The 17,017-nt window shown below is 59.1% G+C and carries 16 protein-coding genes; 12 read left to right on the top strand and 4 right to left on the bottom strand.

Going from position 1 to position 17,017, the window contains the following annotated elements; genetic code table 11:
• Nucleotides 1-22: 22 nt before the first annotated feature.
• From K8B33_RS14460 to K8B33_RS14435, 6 genes are all read left to right on the top strand, one after another.
• A complete protein-coding gene (locus K8B33_RS14460) occupies nt 23-856 on the top strand; it encodes a glycosyltransferase family 2 protein (protein ID WP_223427761.1) in 834 nt (277 codons plus the stop codon).
• A 186-nt stretch (nt 857-1,042) separates the two neighbouring features.
• Nucleotides 1,043-2,077, top strand: a complete 1,035-nt coding sequence (locus K8B33_RS14455) for a WavE lipopolysaccharide synthesis family protein (RefSeq protein WP_223427758.1) — start codon at nt 1,043-1,045, stop codon at nt 2,075-2,077.
• Nucleotides 2,064-3,128: a WavE lipopolysaccharide synthesis family protein gene (locus K8B33_RS14450; RefSeq protein WP_223427756.1), complete on the top strand. Its 1,065-nt coding sequence runs from the start codon at nt 2,064-2,066 to the stop codon at nt 3,126-3,128. Before K8B33_RS14455 ends, K8B33_RS14450 begins: the two co-directional genes overlap by 14 nt.
• Nucleotides 3,129-3,194: 66 nt before the next feature.
• Nucleotides 3,195-3,566, top strand: a complete 372-nt coding sequence (locus K8B33_RS14445; protein ID WP_223427753.1) for an HAD family hydrolase — start codon at nt 3,195-3,197, stop codon at nt 3,564-3,566.
• Nucleotides 3,563-5,122 (top strand): aminoglycoside phosphotransferase family protein, encoded by a 1,560-nt coding sequence (locus K8B33_RS14440; protein ID WP_223427751.1) that lies wholly within the window; start codon nt 3,563-3,565, stop codon nt 5,120-5,122. The genes K8B33_RS14445 and K8B33_RS14440 overlap by 4 nt, the downstream gene beginning before the upstream one ends.
• The gene (locus tag K8B33_RS14435; protein WP_223427748.1) at nt 5,119-5,865 is read left to right on the top strand and encodes a glycosyltransferase family 2 protein; all 747 of its coding nucleotides are present in this window, start codon (nt 5,119-5,121) and stop codon (nt 5,863-5,865) included. Before K8B33_RS14440 ends, K8B33_RS14435 begins: the two co-directional genes overlap by 4 nt.
• On the opposite strand, the gene K8B33_RS14430 is transcribed toward K8B33_RS14435, so the two are convergent.
• The gene (locus K8B33_RS14430; protein WP_223427746.1) at nt 5,850-6,920 is read right to left on the bottom strand and encodes a CDP-glycerol glycerophosphotransferase family protein; all 1,071 of its coding nucleotides are present in this window, start codon (nt 6,918-6,920) and stop codon (nt 5,850-5,852) included. The two genes, K8B33_RS14435 and K8B33_RS14430, sit on opposite strands and share 16 nt — an antisense overlap.
• Before the next feature lie 227 nt (nt 6,921-7,147).
• On the opposite strand from K8B33_RS14430, the gene K8B33_RS14425 reads away from it, so the two are divergent.
• The 5 genes from K8B33_RS14425 to waaA (K8B33_RS14405) are packed head-to-tail and all read left to right on the top strand — an operon-like array spanning nt 7,148 to nt 12,154.
• Nucleotides 7,148-7,747, top strand: a complete 600-nt coding sequence (locus tag K8B33_RS14425; RefSeq protein WP_223427745.1) for a D-sedoheptulose-7-phosphate isomerase — start codon at nt 7,148-7,150, stop codon at nt 7,745-7,747.
• Nucleotides 7,740-9,185 carry a bifunctional D-glycero-beta-D-manno-heptose-7-phosphate kinase/D-glycero-beta-D-manno-heptose 1-phosphate adenylyltransferase HldE gene (hldE, locus tag K8B33_RS14420; protein ID WP_223427743.1) on the top strand — a complete coding sequence of 482 codons (1,446 nt, stop codon included), beginning with the start codon at nt 7,740-7,742 and terminating at the stop codon, nt 9,183-9,185. The genes K8B33_RS14425 and hldE overlap by 8 nt, the downstream gene beginning before the upstream one ends.
• A 3-nt stretch (nt 9,186-9,188) precedes the next feature.
• Nucleotides 9,189-10,235: a glycosyltransferase family 9 protein gene (locus tag K8B33_RS14415; RefSeq protein ID WP_223427741.1), complete on the top strand. Its 1,047-nt coding sequence runs from the start codon at nt 9,189-9,191 to the stop codon at nt 10,233-10,235.
• Entirely contained in the window at nt 10,232-10,771 is a 540-nt protein-coding gene (gmhB, locus tag K8B33_RS14410; protein WP_223427739.1) for a D-glycero-beta-D-manno-heptose 1,7-bisphosphate 7-phosphatase, read from the top strand. The genes K8B33_RS14415 and gmhB overlap by 4 nt, the downstream gene beginning before the upstream one ends.
• 54 nt (nt 10,772-10,825) lie before the next feature.
• Entirely contained in the window at nt 10,826-12,154 is a 1,329-nt protein-coding gene (waaA, locus tag K8B33_RS14405; protein ID WP_223427736.1) for a lipid IV(A) 3-deoxy-D-manno-octulosonic acid transferase, read from the top strand.
• A gap of 21 nt (nt 12,155-12,175) precedes the next feature.
• Here waaA (K8B33_RS14405) and K8B33_RS14400 read toward each other — a convergent pair whose 3' ends face one another.
• The gene (locus tag K8B33_RS14400; protein ID WP_223427734.1) at nt 12,176-12,943 is read right to left on the bottom strand and encodes a 3-deoxy-D-manno-octulosonic acid kinase; all 768 of its coding nucleotides are present in this window, start codon (nt 12,941-12,943) and stop codon (nt 12,176-12,178) included.
• 19 nt (nt 12,944-12,962) lie between these two features.
• On the bottom strand, nt 12,963-14,030 hold the full coding sequence (gene lpxL, locus K8B33_RS14395; RefSeq protein WP_223427729.1) for an LpxL/LpxP family Kdo(2)-lipid IV(A) lauroyl/palmitoleoyl acyltransferase: 1,068 nt from the start codon (nt 14,028-14,030) through the stop codon (nt 12,963-12,965).
• 206 nt (nt 14,031-14,236) lie between these two features.
• Between lpxL and waaA (K8B33_RS14390) the strand changes: the two genes are divergently transcribed.
• Entirely contained in the window at nt 14,237-15,538 is a 1,302-nt protein-coding gene (waaA, locus tag K8B33_RS14390; RefSeq protein WP_317846238.1) for a lipid IV(A) 3-deoxy-D-manno-octulosonic acid transferase, read from the top strand.
• On the opposite strand, the gene K8B33_RS14385 is transcribed toward waaA (K8B33_RS14390), so the two are convergent.
• Nucleotides 15,487-16,872: a TolC family outer membrane protein gene (locus K8B33_RS14385; RefSeq protein WP_223427726.1), complete on the bottom strand. Its 1,386-nt coding sequence runs from the start codon at nt 16,870-16,872 to the stop codon at nt 15,487-15,489. The two genes, waaA (K8B33_RS14390) and K8B33_RS14385, sit on opposite strands and share 52 nt — an antisense overlap.
• Between the last annotated feature and the right edge of the window lie 145 nt (nt 16,873-17,017).

The raw sequence follows: 17,017 nt of genomic DNA, 5'->3' as shown, positions 1-17,017 counted from the left end.
TAGCGTCTATTGAGGCTTCCGCATGTCATCCAGTCAGATTCCTGACCAACGCCCCCTTCAGGCATCCAGCCGAAAGCACACATTATCAGTCTGTATTATTACGCTGAATGAGGCTGATCGTGTCAGGGCCTGCCTTGACTCCGTCGCGGGCCTGGCTGACGAAATTATTGTTGTGGATAGCGGTAGTGAAGATGCAACGGTTGCGATTGCCCGAGAGTACACCGATAAGGTCTGGGTGACAGACTGGCCTGGCTTCGGTGTGCAGAAACAGCGCGCTCTCGACCATGCCTGCATGGATTGGGTGTTGTCCATCGACGCCGATGAAGCCCTGGATGAACAGGCGCAAGATGCCCTTGAGTCTTTGCTGGCGCAGGACACTATCAGCGAAGTGGCCTTTCGTATCCAGTGGGCGGTGATTCGTCATGGCAAGCGGTTGAGGCATGGTCGTAGCGCTCGCGCACCGCTGCGTCTATTCCGGCGGGAGGGTGCCAGTTTTACGCTGGTTCCGGTCCATGAAACCATCAAACATTCGTCGGGAAAGGTCGGGCGGCTGCCGGGCTTTCTCCTTCACTACACCGCCAGAGACTATGGCCATGCTTTGGCCAAGAATGCGAAGTACGCCTGGCTGGGTAGCCAGAAATACTTTGAAAAAGGGAAGCGCAACCGCAGCTTGTTGCTTGTGTGTCTGAGGGCATTGTGGACGTTCTTCCTCATATATGTACTACGCGGTGGTTTTCTTGATGGTCGAATCGGCTTTATCGTGGCCATGAATTACATGCAGGGAAATTTCAACAAGCACGTGGGGTTGTGGATACTGAGTCAGGAAGAAAAGTCGCGTAAGCGCAAAGATGCATAGTATTCGCGCTTACTTCATGCCTGTCCGGGCAGAATTCCGTATGTAAAAGACTGCTATTTCTCGTGCGTCACTGATGCTGTAGCCGCTCATACCTCCTATGCTGTCAACGTCCGAATCCGTCGGCCGCGGGCCCTGCGCCGCCGGTTGTCGGTTCCGGTGTGGAGTATGGTGACAGAAGGGAGGCGCATGATTTCCAGTAGAGATGTCACAGTTGTGGTGCAGGGGCCGGTTCATACATTCCGGGGCCGACCTCAGGAAGATGGTATAACGCAGCGTTGTCTGGCGTCCGTCAGGCACCACCTTCCTCGTGCATGTCTCATTCTCTCTACCTGGGAGGGTCAGGAGCTCAGCGGTCTCGACTACGATGAGCTGATCCTCAATCCTGATCCCGGCGGAAATATCGTATCCTACAGGAAAGACGGCGCTGCTCGCAGGCTGAATCATAATCGGCAGATTGTTTCTACCGTTCAGGGATTGCGGCGCGTATCCACGCCCTATGCGATGAAGCTTCGCAGCGATAATGCTCTGCTGGGAAGCGGCTTCATTGACCTTCAGCAACGGTTCACGAAGCGATGTGCTGACATGTGCTGGCTGCGCGAGCGCGTCGTACTTGCTAATACCTTTACCCGGAAATTTGCCAAAGGGCGTCGCGTTCTGTTTCATGCGAGCGATTTTTTTGCGTTTGGCCTTGCAGAAGACGTGCTGAACCTGTGGGATCTGCCGCTTTTCGATGATCTTGACGCTGATGGATCATTTCTGGCTGCCGGGCAACCATACTATCCTGGCGCCCCGGAGTATCCACGCGACGCCACGCAAGATCTCTTTCTGCGTTTTGTGAACAAACATGTTCCGGCCTCCCTGGCACACCTGCTTGATGGTGACGAGAAGCGGTTGCGCCAATCGGAGCTGATCCTGGCCAATAATTTCATTGTTGCTGAGCCAGAGAGAATCGGCCTCTATCTCGGGAGAAAATTCCTTCATGGCGTGCGTACCGCCAAACGAACAGGCCGGTCAGGCTTTTATACCTATGCGGAATGGCAGGCTTTGTATCAGAGATACTGCGACCCGGAGTACGAGGTGCAAGACAGTTTCTCCGAGAGGCTCATGAGAATGCTTGTGCGCCTGTATGGCGTTTGGCTGAAGCGCCTGAATGCATCTTTCTCGCTGGGCAGGAGGAAGCTCGCCTACAGGAGAGCGATGGGTCGTCATGCGAGAAACTGAACAGGTATCAATCAGTAACGCAGAGATATCCTTTGTGGTGCATGGGCCGGTGCAGAGTATGCCGGACAGGCCGCAGGATGACGGGATAACGGCAAGAAGCATCGCAAGTATTCGCGAGTATTTCCCGGGGTCGCCGATCATATGCTCCACCTGGCGTGGCCAGCCCGTGGAGGGCCTCGGGGCGGACGTTAATGTGCTTTCTGATGACCCCGGGCCGACGGTATGCGCATTCGATCGGTATGACGAGCCAATTATCCGTAATCTGGACAGGCAGGCGGTTTCGGTGCGAAATGGACTTGCCAGGGTAAATACGCGTTATGCGGTAAAGTTGAGGAGCGACAATATATTGAATTCCTCCAGCCTGGTTCAGGTTTACCAAAAGTACCTGAGGCCCGAGGTGCGTCATGACAAGTACGCCATTCTGAATCAGCGAGTACTTATTACCAACTATTGGGCATCGGAGTACTTGCGCGGTTTGAAGGTGCCCTTCTTCTTTTGTGACTTTATTCACTTCGGTCTGGCGGATGACCTGGCTCATCTATGGGATCTTCCGCCCTTTGATGACTATGGATGGGATCCCGCGCTGTCCGGAACGAGGCAGCATCTCCGGTATCCGTGGCCGCAACGCTGTGTGGAACAGATAATCTATTCGCGATTGGCATCAAGGGCAGGCTTATGTGATGAGATTGCCCACAAATATGATCAGGGCGAGAACGTGGGCATGACCAATCAGAAAGTGTCGGATGCGGTGTTGGTGGACAACTTTATCGTTGCGGATCCAGACATGCTTTCTCTCTATGTGCCGGAGCGTCTCCGGCACAAGAAAAATTACAAATACTATACCTTCAAGCGATGGGAGCATCTGTTTGCGAGTCATCATGATGGCTTCGACTTTGACAGGGTGTATGCGGCGCGTAGATCCATCATTCGGTTCTTTTCTTTCATCAAGACGGGGATAAGGACCAGGCTGCGTTTGCTGTTCCGGAAGGCGCGCTGGGAAATCCGGCATAGACATGGCCGGTACAAGGGCGATGCAGGAAATCTCCATTAGAGGGGAATTTACTTGCAGGGCGATGGTCGCAGAATTGTAAGGAATGAAGCGAGATCAAGGAGTCCCATGAAACGGCTGGTAGTGGATGTTGATGACACGATATGCCGCACAGAAGGCGGAAAGTATGATATCTCGGTTCCACGAGACGCGGTTGTTCGGGAGCTCCATGAATACCGATTCATGGGGTTCCAGATCGTGCTTCACACCAGCCGTAACATGAGAACTTATGACGGAAACATTGGAAAGATAAACGCCAATACACTCCCCGGGCTGGTCACATGGCTGGATCGCCATGATGTGCCTTATGACGAAATCCATGTGGGGAAGCCCTGGTGTGGGCATGATGGTTTTTATGTGGATGACAAGGCGATCAGGCCGTCCGAGTTTGTCAGCATGAGCTACGACGAAATAGTGACGCTTCTGGAGAAAGAAAGATGATTGTCGTCACATCTGCCGCCTATATTGGTCATGAGTTCAGGTCCGAGTTTGGCGCAATACCGCCGTGCATGCTGCCGATCGGGAATCGACGTCTTTACGAGCATCAACTGGGAGAGTTGAATGCTGCTTTCCCGGAGGAATCCATACATGTTTCGCTGCCGGAAAGCTTTCCACTGTCCGAGGCGGACGCAGAACGGTTCTCCTGTGCATCTGCTGACATCGTTCGTGTGCCTGACAATGTCAGCCTGGCGGAAGCGGTGCTGTATGTCATAAATAGCGTCGGTCGCTACGATGACCAGCTTCGGATACTTCACGGCGACACGTTGATCTACGATATTCCGGGTGGCAAGGATGTCATTGCAGTGTCAGCAACACAGAATGATTACAACTGGGAAGTCGAGTCCATTGGGGGTAAGAGTGAAACGGTCTGGAGCGGGTTTTTCTCATTCTCAGATGTGCGACTTCTGGCCAGGACATTGACACTTTCTCGCTGTGATTTCGGGCGTGCGGTGCATGCATATGGCTCGGAACGTCCCCTCGAGAGAATCGCTGTAGGGCAATGGCTCGATCTCGGCCACGTCAATACCTACTATGCGTCCAGGGCCAGGATGACTACAGAACGTTCGTTCAATGAGCTTCATATTGACTGCGGCGAGGTGCGCAAGTCGGGCAGTGATGAACGCAAGATCCGGTCCGAGATCTACTGGTATAACAATGTGCCGCCGTCCATCAGACGATATTGTCCGCAGCTTCTGGAGTGTGGTGAGAGCGACGGCCGACCATTCTATTCACTGGAGTACCTGTACCTTCCACCGCTCAACGAACTTTATGTACACGGAAGGAATCCGCCGTTCTTCTGGGATAACATATTCTCCCGGATTGATCAGTTTCTTGATGCCTGCGCCGCGGCGGTCGATCCGGCGGGTATGGAAGTGATTCAAAGTGATACAGATCGGCTTTTCGGAGAAAAGACCTGGAAGCGCCTTGCGGATTTCTCGGCGCAGCGAGATTTCGATATTGACCATTCTATGGTATACGCCGGCGAAGCTACTCCGTCTTTGAGGGCTATTGCCGCTGAATGCATTGATCGGGTGCAGCGCGGGAAGCCGGCCCCCGGGATGCTGCATGGTGACCTGTGCTTCAGCAATATTCTTTTTGATGGGCGTGCGGGTGATATCAAGGTCATTGATCCGCGCGGTGCCAACGTGGATGGCGAGATGACAATATACGGTGACTTGCGTTACGACTTGGCCAAGTTGTCGCATTCTGTGCTCGGGTTATATGACTTTATTGTCGCGGATGCGATTCAGCTTGAGCAGAGTGGCATGTATGAGCTTCATCTTGGTATCCATGTGGAGAGAAGAGTGGAAGAGGTTCAGAGTGCTTTCTCTGCGAGAAAGTTTCTTGGAGATCGCGTAGCGATAAAGGATATCTATCCGCATATGATATTGCTCTTTTTGTCGATGCTGCCACTGCACGCCGACAAGCCTCAGCGCCAGATGGCGTTTGTCGCCAATGCGCTAAGGCTTTACCTGGAGATGGAGGCAGAGGAATGATTGTAATACCCATGGTCGGGTTGAGTAGCCGTTTTTTCAAGGAGGGCTATACCCGGCCCAAGTACCAGTTGAATCTCGGTGGCATTTCTGTGTTCGAGCACGCGATCAGGTCTTTTTCGGCCTATTTCCACGAGGAGCGTTTCCGATTCCTCGTGCGTAGTGACTATGGGGCAGCAGACTTCGTGCGAGAGGTTCTGGGCCGGCTGAATGTGCGGCATGTCGAGGTTCACGAGTTTGATCAGGATACCCGTGGCCAGGCAGAGACGGTGTATCTGGGGTTGCGCGACGTATCGGAAGACGAATCACTGTACATCTTCAATATCGACACTTTCAGGCCGGGGTTTTCCAAGCCTTGCATGGAGAGCGTCTGTGATGGCTACCTGGAGGTGTTCTGCGGGGAGGGTGAGCATTGGTCCTTCGTGCTTCCTGGTAAGGAGGCGCGTGTGATCAGGACGACCGAGAAAGAGCGCATCTCTGACCTGTGCAGTGATGGGCTCTATTATTTTCGCAGGAAAGGCGATTTTGACGCAGTGTTTCGAGAAGCCTTGTCTGACGGTGATACGGTTCGGAACGAATACTATATCGCACCACTGTATAACCGACTGATTCGTGACGGTAAGGATATTCGATATCATCTGATTGACGGAGATGACGTTATTTTTTGCGGAACACCTGCGGAATATGAATCTTTGCAAGTGAGGTGGGGCGCCGGTCAGGTCTGGCCACGCTATGGTTTCCAGTAACCGAGTTTCTTTCTTTCTTTCAGGTTGCGGATCAGGTTGGCAGGCTTTGGGCGAAGATCATTCCGCGCAAGAGCGTGGTCCACAGCAGTCAGTACGCGTTGGCTGGAATTGCCGTCACGGTATGGATGCAGTTCATCGATATACGCATCAATGGCCTGCATGAGCGCAGGCGGGCTGGCCAGCGCTGTCTCGATCGCGCCGGCCAGCTGGTCAGGTTCGGTGATGTCCAGCAGGTGAGCGCGCGCGCCCTGACTCTGGTTGCGGAACGTTACTACCGGTTTTCGCTGGGCAATGAACATCAGCATAACCGATGACGTGTCACAGACCATGACATCGGCACGGCGTAGCAGTGGCAGTACGTTGTCGGTCTCGACATAGGTCAGGTTGGCATCCGTTAGTGCCTTGTAGGCATTGACAATGGCGGGGTCCATTTTTGGATGAAATTGCACCAGCCAGTGCCAGCGCTCTGTGTCACGCAGGGCGCGCACAGTATCGAGCAGGTGCGGGGCACAGCTCAGGCTGCGGGTGAAGGTGGAACACAGCAGCACGGTAGGGCGCCCGTCATCCGCGGGCAATGGCATGTCCTGTGAGGCGGCGGCATCGGATCGAAAAAGCGGATCCAGTGCGGGCCAGCCTGTCTCGGTGACGCTGAAATAGCCATGTTTTTCCGCCAGAGTTTCAAACCCGTGGGTCGTATTCGGGCCTTGGGTGCAGTACAGATCAAAGCAACTGCGGATATTGAAATGCCCACGGTTTTCGTTGCGCGTCACCTTGGAGACGTTGAAGCCATGAAATACAGCCACTTTAAGGCCGGGGATGAAGCTCGGCACCATATTGCCGGGGACCAGCACCGCGTCCGGTCGCCAGGCGCGGACCGCATCGATACTGGTCAGTCGTCGCTCATCGGCGCGCAGCCAGCTGGTCTCAATCTCGGTGCCCGCCAGGAACCAGCGTGCTTCGCCGCCGCGCGCGCGGATGGCGGCCTGCAGTGGGCGCAGAATCGCATAGGCGTAGTTCTGTTCGGCATACAGGAGAAAGCGTTGGGCGTGAGGCATCGGATAACATTTCCATGGCAAATGGACTATAATTACGCACCGTCGGTAGTCTGCTCTGGCGGGTGAGAGAGCCTGTCTTTCCACACCCGCATGGCATGATAGCTGCCAGATGCCCGCTGCGTCATGTCCCCGAAGAGTAAGAGTCAGAACAGCTCAATCAATACCTGCGCATCGTCGATTGGTGGCAGGGTTGAAACTGAGCTTTCGTTTGTTGAGTGAGGAGCGCCATGTCACAGGATGCAAAATCATCTTTGCGCAGCTTCCAGGCGGCACTGGAGCGCCACAGCGCTGTTTTTTTTCGCATGCTGGATTATCAGCCCCAGGCGGAGAAGCTGTTGATGCTGACCCGTAACTCCCTGGCGCGTGGCGGCAAGGTGTTGTGGCTGGGAAATGGCGGAAGCGCGGCAGACTGCCAACATCTGGCAGCAGAGTTCATGGTACGTTACAGGCGTGAACGTGGTCCCCTCTCATCCATTGCCCTGACCACCGATACCTCCATTCTGACCGCGCACCCCAACGACTATGAATTCGAAACGGTATTCGAGCGTCAGGTGCGCGGCCTGGCGCGTCCCGGTGACCTGGTAATCGGCCTGACGACTTCCGGGCAGAGCGAGAACGTCAATCGCGCACTGACAGCAGCCAATGAACTGGGGGCGATCAGTGTTGCCCTGACAGGATGTGACGGTGGCCAGGTGAAGGATATCGCCACGCTGGCCATCATCATTGACTGTGAGGAAACAGCACGCATTCAGGAGGCCCATATGTTCATCGGTCATTGGTTGTGCGAGGCACTGGACGCGCTGGAAACGGAGGCTGGTGATGCTTGATCCGACACAACTATACAGTTTGAGGGCGGCCTCCGTACTGGTGGTGGGCGACGTCATGCTTGACCGCTATCTGGCGGGGGATAGCGAGCGAATTTCGCCTGAGGCCCCGGTGCCCGTGGTGCATGTTTCCAACACCGAGGACCGTGCCGGTGGTGCCGCCAATGTGGCGCGCAACATAGCGCATCTGGATGGACGTGTTGGCTTGCTGGGTTTGATAGGTGATGACCGTAATGGCGCGTCGCTGATGGAGATACTCAAGGCGGAACATATTCGTTCGGAGTTGATCCTTGAGCCGAAGCAGCAGACTACCGCCAAAATTCGCGTCATTTCGCGCAAGCAACAAGTGGTGCGGCTGGATATGGAGTCTCCGTGCAGCGAAGCTGCAAGTGCGCGCCTGGCGGATCGCTTCGAGACTCTCCTGGATGACTACAACACGATTCTTTTCAGTGATTACAACAAGGAATCACTGCGCTACGTGAAACGCATGATCCAGGCGGCGCGCAAGGCTGGAAAAACCGTGTTGGTGGATCCCAAGCAAGCGGACTTCAGTGTCTACCGTGGCGCGGACGTCATTACGCCGAACCTGACCGAATTTCATGTGGCGGGTGGTGTTTCCGGTAACGAAACGGAGATGCTGGCATCTGCACGAGCCATCCTGGCGCGGGCTGGCATCAAGGCCATGTTGCTGACGCGCAGTGAAGCAGGTATGAGCCTGATAACCTCTGACGAACATCACTACTTCCCGGCGGAAGTGCGGGAGGTCAGTGATGTCACCGGCGCTGGCGATACGGTGATCGGCACCCTCGCTGTTATGCTGGGAGCCAATGTGGCGCTGCCGGATGCTGCCGAGCTCGCCAATCTGGCCGCAGGTATCGTGGTCGGCAAACTGGGCGCTGGCACTGTGTCGCCTCAGGAGCTGGGAGGCCGCTTGTGCCAGACCTGGACTGGCCGCAACGCGACCTATCGGCCGACGTCCTCCCAGAGTCTCCAGCATATTGAATATGCCCGGTTCCGGGGCGAACGCATTGTGTTTACCAATGGCTGTTTCGATATGTTGCATGCGGGCCACGTGCGTTACCTGACGCAGGCACGCGCTCTGGGTGATCGTCTGGTTGTGGGCCTGAATGTGGACGCTTCCGTGCGACGCCTCAAGGGCGACTCCCGGCCCATCAACAATCTGGAAGACCGCATGGAGGTCTTGCGCGCACTGGCGTGTGTGGATTGGGTCCTGCCCTTTGGTGAGGATCCGGCCGAGGAGGACACGCCCGCGGCACTGATTCGCCAGGTTTGTCCCCAGGTGCTTGTAAAGGGCGGCGACTACACGCTCGCCACAATCGTGGGTGCAGATTTTGTTCAGGCCCGTGGCGGTGAGGTGCATGTACTGCCGCTTGTGGAAGGACGTTCCACTACGAACATCATATCGCGGATGGGTGGCTGAAGCGTGGCTGGCTCGCTGTCGTCCGTCTGCATTCTGCGCCTCTCCGCTATCGGTGATGCCTGCAATGCTGCTTCTGTGGTGCAGGCCATCAGGCAGCACTATCCCCTGGCCCGGATCACCTGGGTGATCGGCAAAGTCGAAGCCGCGCTATTGGGTGATCTGCCCGGTGTTGAGTTCGTCATTTTCGATAAGCGCCAGGGCTGGCGTGGCTACCGCCTTTTGCGTCAACAATTGCGCGGCCGGCGCTTCGACGTGCTGCTGCATATGCAGCTGTCCCTGCGTGCCAATATTGCCAGCCTCTGTATCCGTGCCCGGCGCCGTATCGGTTTCGACCGAGCGAGATCCAAGGAACTGCACAGTCTGGTTATCAACGAGCGCATCGGCCCTCGTGTTGGCCCCCACGTGTTGGATGGATTCCGGCAGTTTGCCACGGCCATCGATGTGCCCCTTGCGCCGCCGGTGTGGCAAGTGCCGGTGGATGAAGCAGATCGGGCCTGGGCCAGGGCGCAACTTTCTGACGCGACGCAGCGGCACCTGGTCATCGCCCCTGCCGCATCTTCCGCAGAACGCAACTGGCTGGTGGCGCGTTATGCGGCGCTGGCGGAGTATGCGGTTTCGTTGGGATTTGCGGTTTATCTTTGCGGTGGCCCCGCCGATAAGGAGCGGCGGCTGGCATCGGCTATTGCCGCTGCCTGTCCGGCTCAGGTGCATGATCTGGTTGGGCGCAGCACGCTAAAGCAGCTGTTTGCGCTGTTGCAGCAGGCCAGCGTGGTGGTGGCCCCGGACACAGGGCCAGTGCATATGGCGGTGGCGGCGGGGACGCCAGTCATCGGCCTGTACGGACATAGCAGCCCGCAGCGGACCGGGCCCTATCACTACCGGGAGTATGTCGTGGAGGCTTACCATCATGCACTGGCCACGCAGTTGGGCAAGACTGCTGATCAGGTGCCTTGGGGGCAGCGTGTCCGTGGTGAGCATCTTATGGCTGATATAGCGCTGGAGGACGTCACCGCCATGCTGGATCGTGTGATCAGGGAGCAAAAGCTGTGACGCCCGCAGTGTTCCTGGATCGCGATGGTGTCATCAATGTTGACCATGGCTATGTGCACACGCCGGATACGTTCGACTTTATCGATGGCGTGTTTGATGCCTGTGCGTACTTTCAGCGGCAGGGTTATCTGCTGGTGGTGGTGACGAATCAGTCCGGTATCGGGCGGGGGCTTTTTTCCGAAGCACAGTTCCAGCAGCTGACCGCCTGGATGCTGGCACGCTTTGAGCAAGAAGGTATCCACATCGATGGAGTGTATCACTGCCCACACCATCCGGATGATGGATGTGATTGTCGCAAACCGGCGCCAGGGCTGCTGCGACAGGCTATTCGTGAGCATGATATCGACGTAGCTCGTAGTCTGATGTTGGGTGACAAGGCGGCTGATATGGCCGCCGCCGCCGCCGCAGGTGTCGGGCGTCGTATACTGGTGCGCTCCGGGCAGGCCCTCAGCCACGCAGATGCCGGGCAGGCTGATGAAATCTGGGACAGCATTCGCGAGGCGTCGAGCCTTACACTCTGTCATCCGAAACCGTAAGATGCAGTCCGGTACAGGACAATGACCGACGCGGCCGGAGGGCTCCCACTGCGTATGCTGACCAGGCAACCACAACCTTTTGATCTGTACCGGGGCGCTTACAGTGCCTTGCTGTACCTGCTCGCCCCCTTGATCATGCTGCGCCTGCTCTGGCCCCGCCGGGGCAAGCCTGGCCATGGCCGCCGCTGGCCTGAACTGCTCGGTATCGGACAAGCGCCGCAGGTTGCAGCACCGATCTGGCTGCATGCAGTGAGTGTTGGTGAGGTTGTGGCCGCTGGCCCGGTGATCCGGGCGTTGCGAGAGCGCTATCCTGAACAGTCGATATTGTTGACCACGACCACTCGCACCGGCGCCGATGCAGCGCAGGGTTTGCTGCGGGATCCGTTGATCATGCATCGCTACGCCCCGCTGGATTTCCCGGGGGCGGTGGCACGTTTTCTTAATCGCTATCAGCCGTTGGCCATGCTGCTCATGGAAACCGAGCTCTGGCCCAATCAATTGGCGGCCTGTCGTCGCAGACGTATGCCGGTGGTGCTGCTCAACGCACGCTTGTCGGAGCGCTCCTGCCGTCGCTATCAGCGCTTTCAGGGGTTGTTCGACAGCCTGGCGGGGAATCTGAGCCTGCTGCTGTGCCAGCATCAGGATGATGCGGATCGCTTTGTCCGGCTGGGTGTGGATGCGGCGCGTCTGCAGGTTACCGGGTCGGTGAAATTCGATATTACCTATGCTGCGGCGGTGACGGATGCCGGGCAGGCGCTGCGGCGCCAGCTCGGCGACGACCGGCCTGTCTGGATCGCGGCCAGTACGCACGAGGGTGAGGATGAGCAGGTGCTGGCGGCATTTGCCCGAGTGCGCAGGGCAGTGCCGCGGGCGTTGCTGATTCTGGTGCCGCGTCATCCGCAGCGTTTCGATGGTGTTTTCGCGCTGTGCCGCAGCCACGGTTTTGTCACGGTGCGCCGGTCAGACGGCGTCGCGCCAGGTGACGGCATTCAGGTGTATCTGGGCGATACCATGGGTGAATTGCCGCTGATGTTTGCGGCCTCAGATCTGGCGTTCGTGGGTGGCAGCCTGGTGGACGTGGGCGGGCATAACCTGCTCGAGCCTGCTGCGTTGGGTAAAGCGGCGCTCACCGGGCCGCACTATTTCAATTTCAGCGATATCACCCGGCAACTCCTGGCGAAGGGGGCGGTGCAGGAGGTGGGTGATGCGGAGGCGCTGGCCGGTGCGGTTCTGGCGCTGTTTGCAGACCCGACCGAGCGAACCCGCATGGGCGCGGCGGGGCAGGCGGTGGTGCAGGAGAATCAGGGGGCGCTGCAGCGCACCATGCTCGCCCTCGAAACAACTCTCCGGATGCCTGTTCCGCCGCCTGCCTCACCGGAATGACCTTCCCCGAGTGACCTGCGCCTATGGCGCGGGTGTTGCGAGTGCGGCGTCGTAGCCGGACTTCAATGCGCTGAAATCACTTTCCTGCCAATGCCACTGCGCATGTTTGCCCGCCTCTTTGCGCAGCGAGCGCAGCAGTCTGGCCAGATTGGCCTGCTGCCAGCGGCCGGGCTTGCGCAGGTGGCACTTGTCGAAATCGATCACCCAGGGGGCCTGCTGTGCATCCAGCAGGATGTTATGGCTGTTGAGATCGGCGTGGTATACCCCCGCCTGGTGCAGGCGGGCGATAACGCCGCCGATGTCTCGCCAGCGGGCTTCCGGCAATGGGGATTCCTGCAGCAGGGCGACCAGGTCCCGGGCGTCGGGAATGCGCTCGATGATCAGCGCGGCACGATAGAACAACAGGCTGTCGCGGAACAGGGCGGCCGCGCAGGGACGCGGTACGGGCAGGCCCAGCTGACGCATGTGGACGAGCAGTGCAAATTCGCGCATGGCCCGGCTTTTGTGCACGGGCTGGATCAGATAACGGTCTTTCAGCAAGCGATGAAACAGGCCGCCGCGCCAATAGCGGCGCAGTACCATGTGGCGATCACCATCACGAATGAACCAGGTGGTGCCGCGGCCGATGGACGTGCCCGTCACCGCCTGGCGTGCTTGCCAATAGGCGGCATCAAAGCAGTCCGGTGAAAAAGCGCTGAAGCACGCAGGATCAAAACGAAAGTGATCCCCCTCGCGGGCCAGCGTCTGATGGTCTGTCTGCCGGACATCTGTTCTGGTGCCTGTCTGCATGATCCTTCCCCGAGGCCGATCAGTCGGCTTTTTTCTTGTAAGGATTGCTGCCATCCGGTTGGTGCTTGAAGCGCCGGTGAACCCAGAGATACTGCTCCGGCGCTTTGCGCACTTCGGCTTCGATCAATGCGTTGATGCGTGCCGTGTCGGCCAGTTCGTCACCGGAAGGAAAGTCGGCCAGGGGTTCCCCCACGGAAATCCGGTAGCGCCCTCCGGGCAGCCGGAAATGGGAAATCGTCAACACGCGGGCACCGGTCATTCTGGCCAGTCGGGATGTGGCGGTAATGGTGGCCGCTGGCACGCCGAAGAACGGCGCAAAAACGGCATGCTGCAAACCGTAATCCTGATCCGGAGCATACCAGACGGTGTCGCCGCGTCGCAGCGCGCGGACCATGCCGCGAATATCCTTGCGGTCGATATAGGCCTTGACCGTGGCGTCGGTGCCCCGGCCACCTCTGCCGCGGCTGATCATGCGCTCCAGCACCGGATTATTGTTCGGGCGGTAGACGGAACAGAATTCGGTATAGGCCGGAATCAGGCGACTGCCGACATCGATGGAATTGAGATGCATGCCAACCAGCAGCACGCCTTTGCCTTCCTGTTGCACTGCGCGCAGATGTGCCAGCCCCTCGAACTCCAGGCGCGCATGCAGGTCCACGCGGCGATTGGCGTAGGCGCCGGCAATCTCCAGCATGGCCTCGCCGGTGCTGATGATCGTGCGACGGGCGAGGGCAAGCTGCTCCGCGTCGGACAGCTCGGGGAAGCACAAACGGATGTTGGTCAGTGCGATGTCGCGCCGCGTGCCGCCAATCCGCCAGACCAGCGCGCCGACGCCGCGCCCCAGCTTCAGCAGGATGTTCCAGGGCAGTTGGCCGATCACCCAGATGAGCGCGACCATCAGCCAGCTGCCCCAATAGCGCGGATGCGCCAGGGATGTGTCGTCGCCCGCCTTGCGCTTTTGACGGGCCGCGTTCGGTCGGGCCGCGTTCGGTCGGGCCGCGCTCGGTCGGGCTGTGCCCGGCCGGGATGGCTTGTCTGACGCCGATGGCTCGGGCGTCTGTGGTGTCTGCGGCGTTTGAGATGTCATCTGGTGGTTCCGATGGGTAAAGCAGCGAAGTATAACGTGGCAAGTTTACGGGTGCTCTCCGCTGATCGCCATCCAGTCGTCCTCGCAGGCGGAGGGTTGCACGGCCGAGGGTCCCGGGCTGTGTTACAATCGCCGCCCGCCGGGATGCCGGATGCGCGTTGCCGCCAGTTGTCCGCGGCGACCTGTGACGATGGATCGTTGATGTGATGATGCGCCTTGTATATTCGCTGCTGTGGTACCTGCTGTTACCGGCGTTGCTGCTCAGGCTATGGTGGCGCGGACGCCGGGAGCCCGCTTACCGAGTGCGCTGGCAGGAGCGTCTGGCGCTGGGCCTGGGGCGGCACGCTTGCCAGAACAGCATTTGGGTGCACGCGGTATCGGTGGGCGAAACGCTGGCCGCAGAGGCGCTGATAGAAGCCCTGTTGCGCCAGTATCCGGACCTGCCGGTGGTGCTGACAACGACCTCGCACACCGCCTCCCGTCAGGTGCAGCAGCGCTTTGCCGACCGCGTCATCCACGTGTACTGCCCCTGGGATACGCCGGACGCCCTGCATCGCTTCTTCAATACCTTCCAACCCCGCCTGATCCTGCTCATGGAAACCGAGCTGTGGCCGAACATGATTGCCCTGGCGTCTCTGCGCGCGGTGCCGGTGATGCTGGTCAATGGCCGGCTGTCCGCCAGAACGTTCAACGGCTATCAGCGTGTGCCTGCCCTGACAGCGCCGATGCTGGCTGGCGTGTCCCGGCTGTTGGTGCAGAGTGACGTTGATGCCCGGCGCTTTCTGAGCCTCGGTGCCGCGGCGGCAGCTATCGAGATTACCGGCAGCATCAAGTTCGATACCAATCTGCAGGCCGTGAGACCGGTGGCGGCGCGCATCCGCGCCGACTGGACCGCGCGCCCGGTGTGGATCGCTGCCAGTACGCACCGTGGCGAGGATGAGCAGGTCCTTGCGGCGCATCATCAGATTTGCCAGAGCTGCCCCGATGCCTTGCTGATCCTGGTGCCACGCCACCCGGAGCGGTTTGCGCGGATGGCAGCGCTGGTAACAGAGACCGGATTCCGTATGGCGCGCCGCAGTGCCGGCGAGCGAGTAACGGCGCAGACCCAGGTGTACCTGGGCGACACCATGGGGGAGTTGCTGGCCTTGTTTGGCGCCTGCGACGTGGCCTTTGTGGGTGGGTCGCTGGTGCCGGCCGGTGGTCACAATCTGCTGGAGCCAGCCGCATGGGGAGTGCCGGTGGTGACAGGCCCGCACCTGGAGAACTTCGAGCGTATCGCCGCATTGCTGGCGGAAGCGGGTGCGCTATCCAGCGTCGGCGATGCGCATAGCCTGGCAGAGGTTGTCACGGGGTTGTTGGGTGATGCGGCGTTGCGGCAGCGTCAGGGTGCTGCCGCAGCAGCGGTTGTGGCCGCCAACACCGGCGCTCTCGCGCAGACGCTGGCGGCGGTCTCCGATCAGTTGTTGCTGAGCGGGTTCTCTTCGCGGACCCGGTCCAGCTCCACCTGATCCAGCGGCGCCAGCCACTCGTTCACTTGCAACAGATCCTGTTCTTCAAGCACGCCGGCCAGCGACTTCAGCCCGAGACTGTCGAGGATGTAGTCATAGCGTGAGTTGGCATAGTCACGTCGCGCGCCGAACAGGGTGCGCTGGGCGTTGAGCACATCAACGATATTCCGGGTGCCTACTTCATAGCCGGCTTCGGTTGCCTCCAGCGCGGATTCGGCCGACCGGATGGCCTGGGCGCGGGCGCTGATGCGTTGGGCATTGGCGCTGACCATGCGGTAGCTGGCAAGCGTCTGCTGGCCCACGTCGCGCCAGGTCTGCTGGTAGATGTCCTGGCTTGCCTCATGGCGCAGGGCGGCCTGCTTGCGGCGGCTGTTGAGCCCGCCACCCTGGAACAGCGGCATGTTCACTTCGATGCCATAGGCATTGGTGTGAAACTTGTCCGGCAAGCCGCCGCCGCCCTGGAAGTTGTCCCCGTCAATACGTTGATGCTGGGCAACCAGGTCCACGGTGGGCAATTGTGCGGAGGTTTGCTGGCGTGCGAAGTGACGCGCCGATTCGCTTTCGTGCAATGCGGCCAGCAGTGTCGGGTTCTGCTGACGAGCCAGGGTGACCCACTGGGTCGGGTCTGCCGGTTCCGGGCCGCCCAATGGCAGTTCGTCCCGCAGTGCGGCGAGGCTCTGCCAGTTGCGGCCGGTCAGGGCCTCCAGGCGATCCCGGGCAATGTCGAACTCCGATTCCAGTACGATCATCTCAACCCGGGTCAGGTCATAGACGGCCTCGGCCTCGTAGACGTCGGTGATGGGCACCAGGCCGACATCGAAGCGCTCGCGCGTCTGTTCCAGCTGGCGGGCGATGGCGCGCTCCTCGGCGCGGATGGAGACCAGATTTTCCCAGGCGCGCAACACGCCGAAGTATTGTTCTGATACCCGCAGGAAGAAGTCCTGGCGAGCCTGCTGGAAGTTGGCCGCCCCGACGGAGGTGGCGGAGTCAGACTGCTTGTAGGCGTACCAGGCACCCGGCCGGAACAGCGGCTGAACCAGGCTCAGGGTGATGGTTTCGCTGGTGAAGTCCTGGGACGGCACGTTGCTGTTCGGGAAGCGACGCTCCGTGTCCAGCCAGCTGTACTGGGCGTTGACGCTGGGCAGCAGGCCGGCGCGGCCCTGGGTGATGTTCTGTTGCTCGGCTTCCCAGGTGCGCAGGGCAACGCTCCATTGTGAGTCGGCTTGCCACGCGGCTTCCAGCACGTCAGCCAGGGTGGCGGCCCGTGCGGTGCCGACGCTGGTGGCCAGTGTCAGCACCAGCGCTGCAACGAAAAGATGAAAAGCATTGCGCATGATAGGTATTCCTGTTTTTGCGACGCGCTCAATGGTAGCGGCTGATACCGATAAAGCCTATGAAATCCGGCAGGTAAGTCGGCCCTTTGACCGACCCGCAGGTCATAATCTGTACACCTTTCACAGGCTAACAGCTGTTCGCATG

Origin of the sequence: Alcanivorax limicola (genome assembly GCF_019931215.1) — a bacterium.
GTDB classification, from domain to species: Bacteria; Pseudomonadota; Gammaproteobacteria; order Pseudomonadales; family Alcanivoracaceae; genus Isoalcanivorax; species Isoalcanivorax limicola.
This window is presented reverse-complemented; position numbering and strand designations above follow the sequence as displayed.

Excerpts from the sequence above, each read along its gene's own strand:
- K8B33_RS14460 (WP_223427761.1), top strand. The coding sequence starts at position 23 with ATGTCATCCAGTCAGATTCCTGACCAACGCCCCCTTCAGGCATCCAGC.
- K8B33_RS14455 (WP_223427758.1), top strand. The coding sequence starts at position 1,043 with ATGATTTCCAGTAGAGATGTCACAGTTGTGGTGCAGGGGCCGGTTCAT.
- K8B33_RS14450 (WP_223427756.1), top strand. The coding sequence starts at position 2,064 with ATGCGAGAAACTGAACAGGTATCAATCAGTAACGCAGAGATATCCTTT.
- K8B33_RS14445 (WP_223427753.1), top strand. The coding sequence starts at position 3,195 with ATGAAACGGCTGGTAGTGGATGTTGATGACACGATATGCCGCACAGAA.
- K8B33_RS14440 (WP_223427751.1), top strand. The coding sequence starts at position 3,563 with ATGATTGTCGTCACATCTGCCGCCTATATTGGTCATGAGTTCAGGTCC.
- K8B33_RS14435 (WP_223427748.1), top strand. The coding sequence starts at position 5,119 with ATGATTGTAATACCCATGGTCGGGTTGAGTAGCCGTTTTTTCAAGGAG.
- K8B33_RS14430 (WP_223427746.1), bottom strand. The coding sequence starts at position 6,920 with ATGCCTCACGCCCAACGCTTTCTCCTGTATGCCGAACAGAACTACGCC.
- K8B33_RS14425 (WP_223427745.1), top strand. The coding sequence starts at position 7,148 with ATGTCACAGGATGCAAAATCATCTTTGCGCAGCTTCCAGGCGGCACTG.
- hldE (WP_223427743.1), top strand. The coding sequence starts at position 7,740 with ATGCTTGATCCGACACAACTATACAGTTTGAGGGCGGCCTCCGTACTG.
- waaA (WP_223427736.1), top strand. The coding sequence starts at position 10,826 with ATGCTGACCAGGCAACCACAACCTTTTGATCTGTACCGGGGCGCTTAC.
- K8B33_RS14400 (WP_223427734.1), bottom strand. The coding sequence starts at position 12,943 with ATGCAGACAGGCACCAGAACAGATGTCCGGCAGACAGACCATCAGACG.
- lpxL (WP_223427729.1), bottom strand. The coding sequence starts at position 14,030 with ATGACATCTCAAACGCCGCAGACACCACAGACGCCCGAGCCATCGGCG.
- waaA (WP_317846238.1), top strand. The coding sequence starts at position 14,237 with ATGATGCGCCTTGTATATTCGCTGCTGTGGTACCTGCTGTTACCGGCG.
- K8B33_RS14385 (WP_223427726.1), bottom strand. The coding sequence starts at position 16,872 with ATGCGCAATGCTTTTCATCTTTTCGTTGCAGCGCTGGTGCTGACACTG.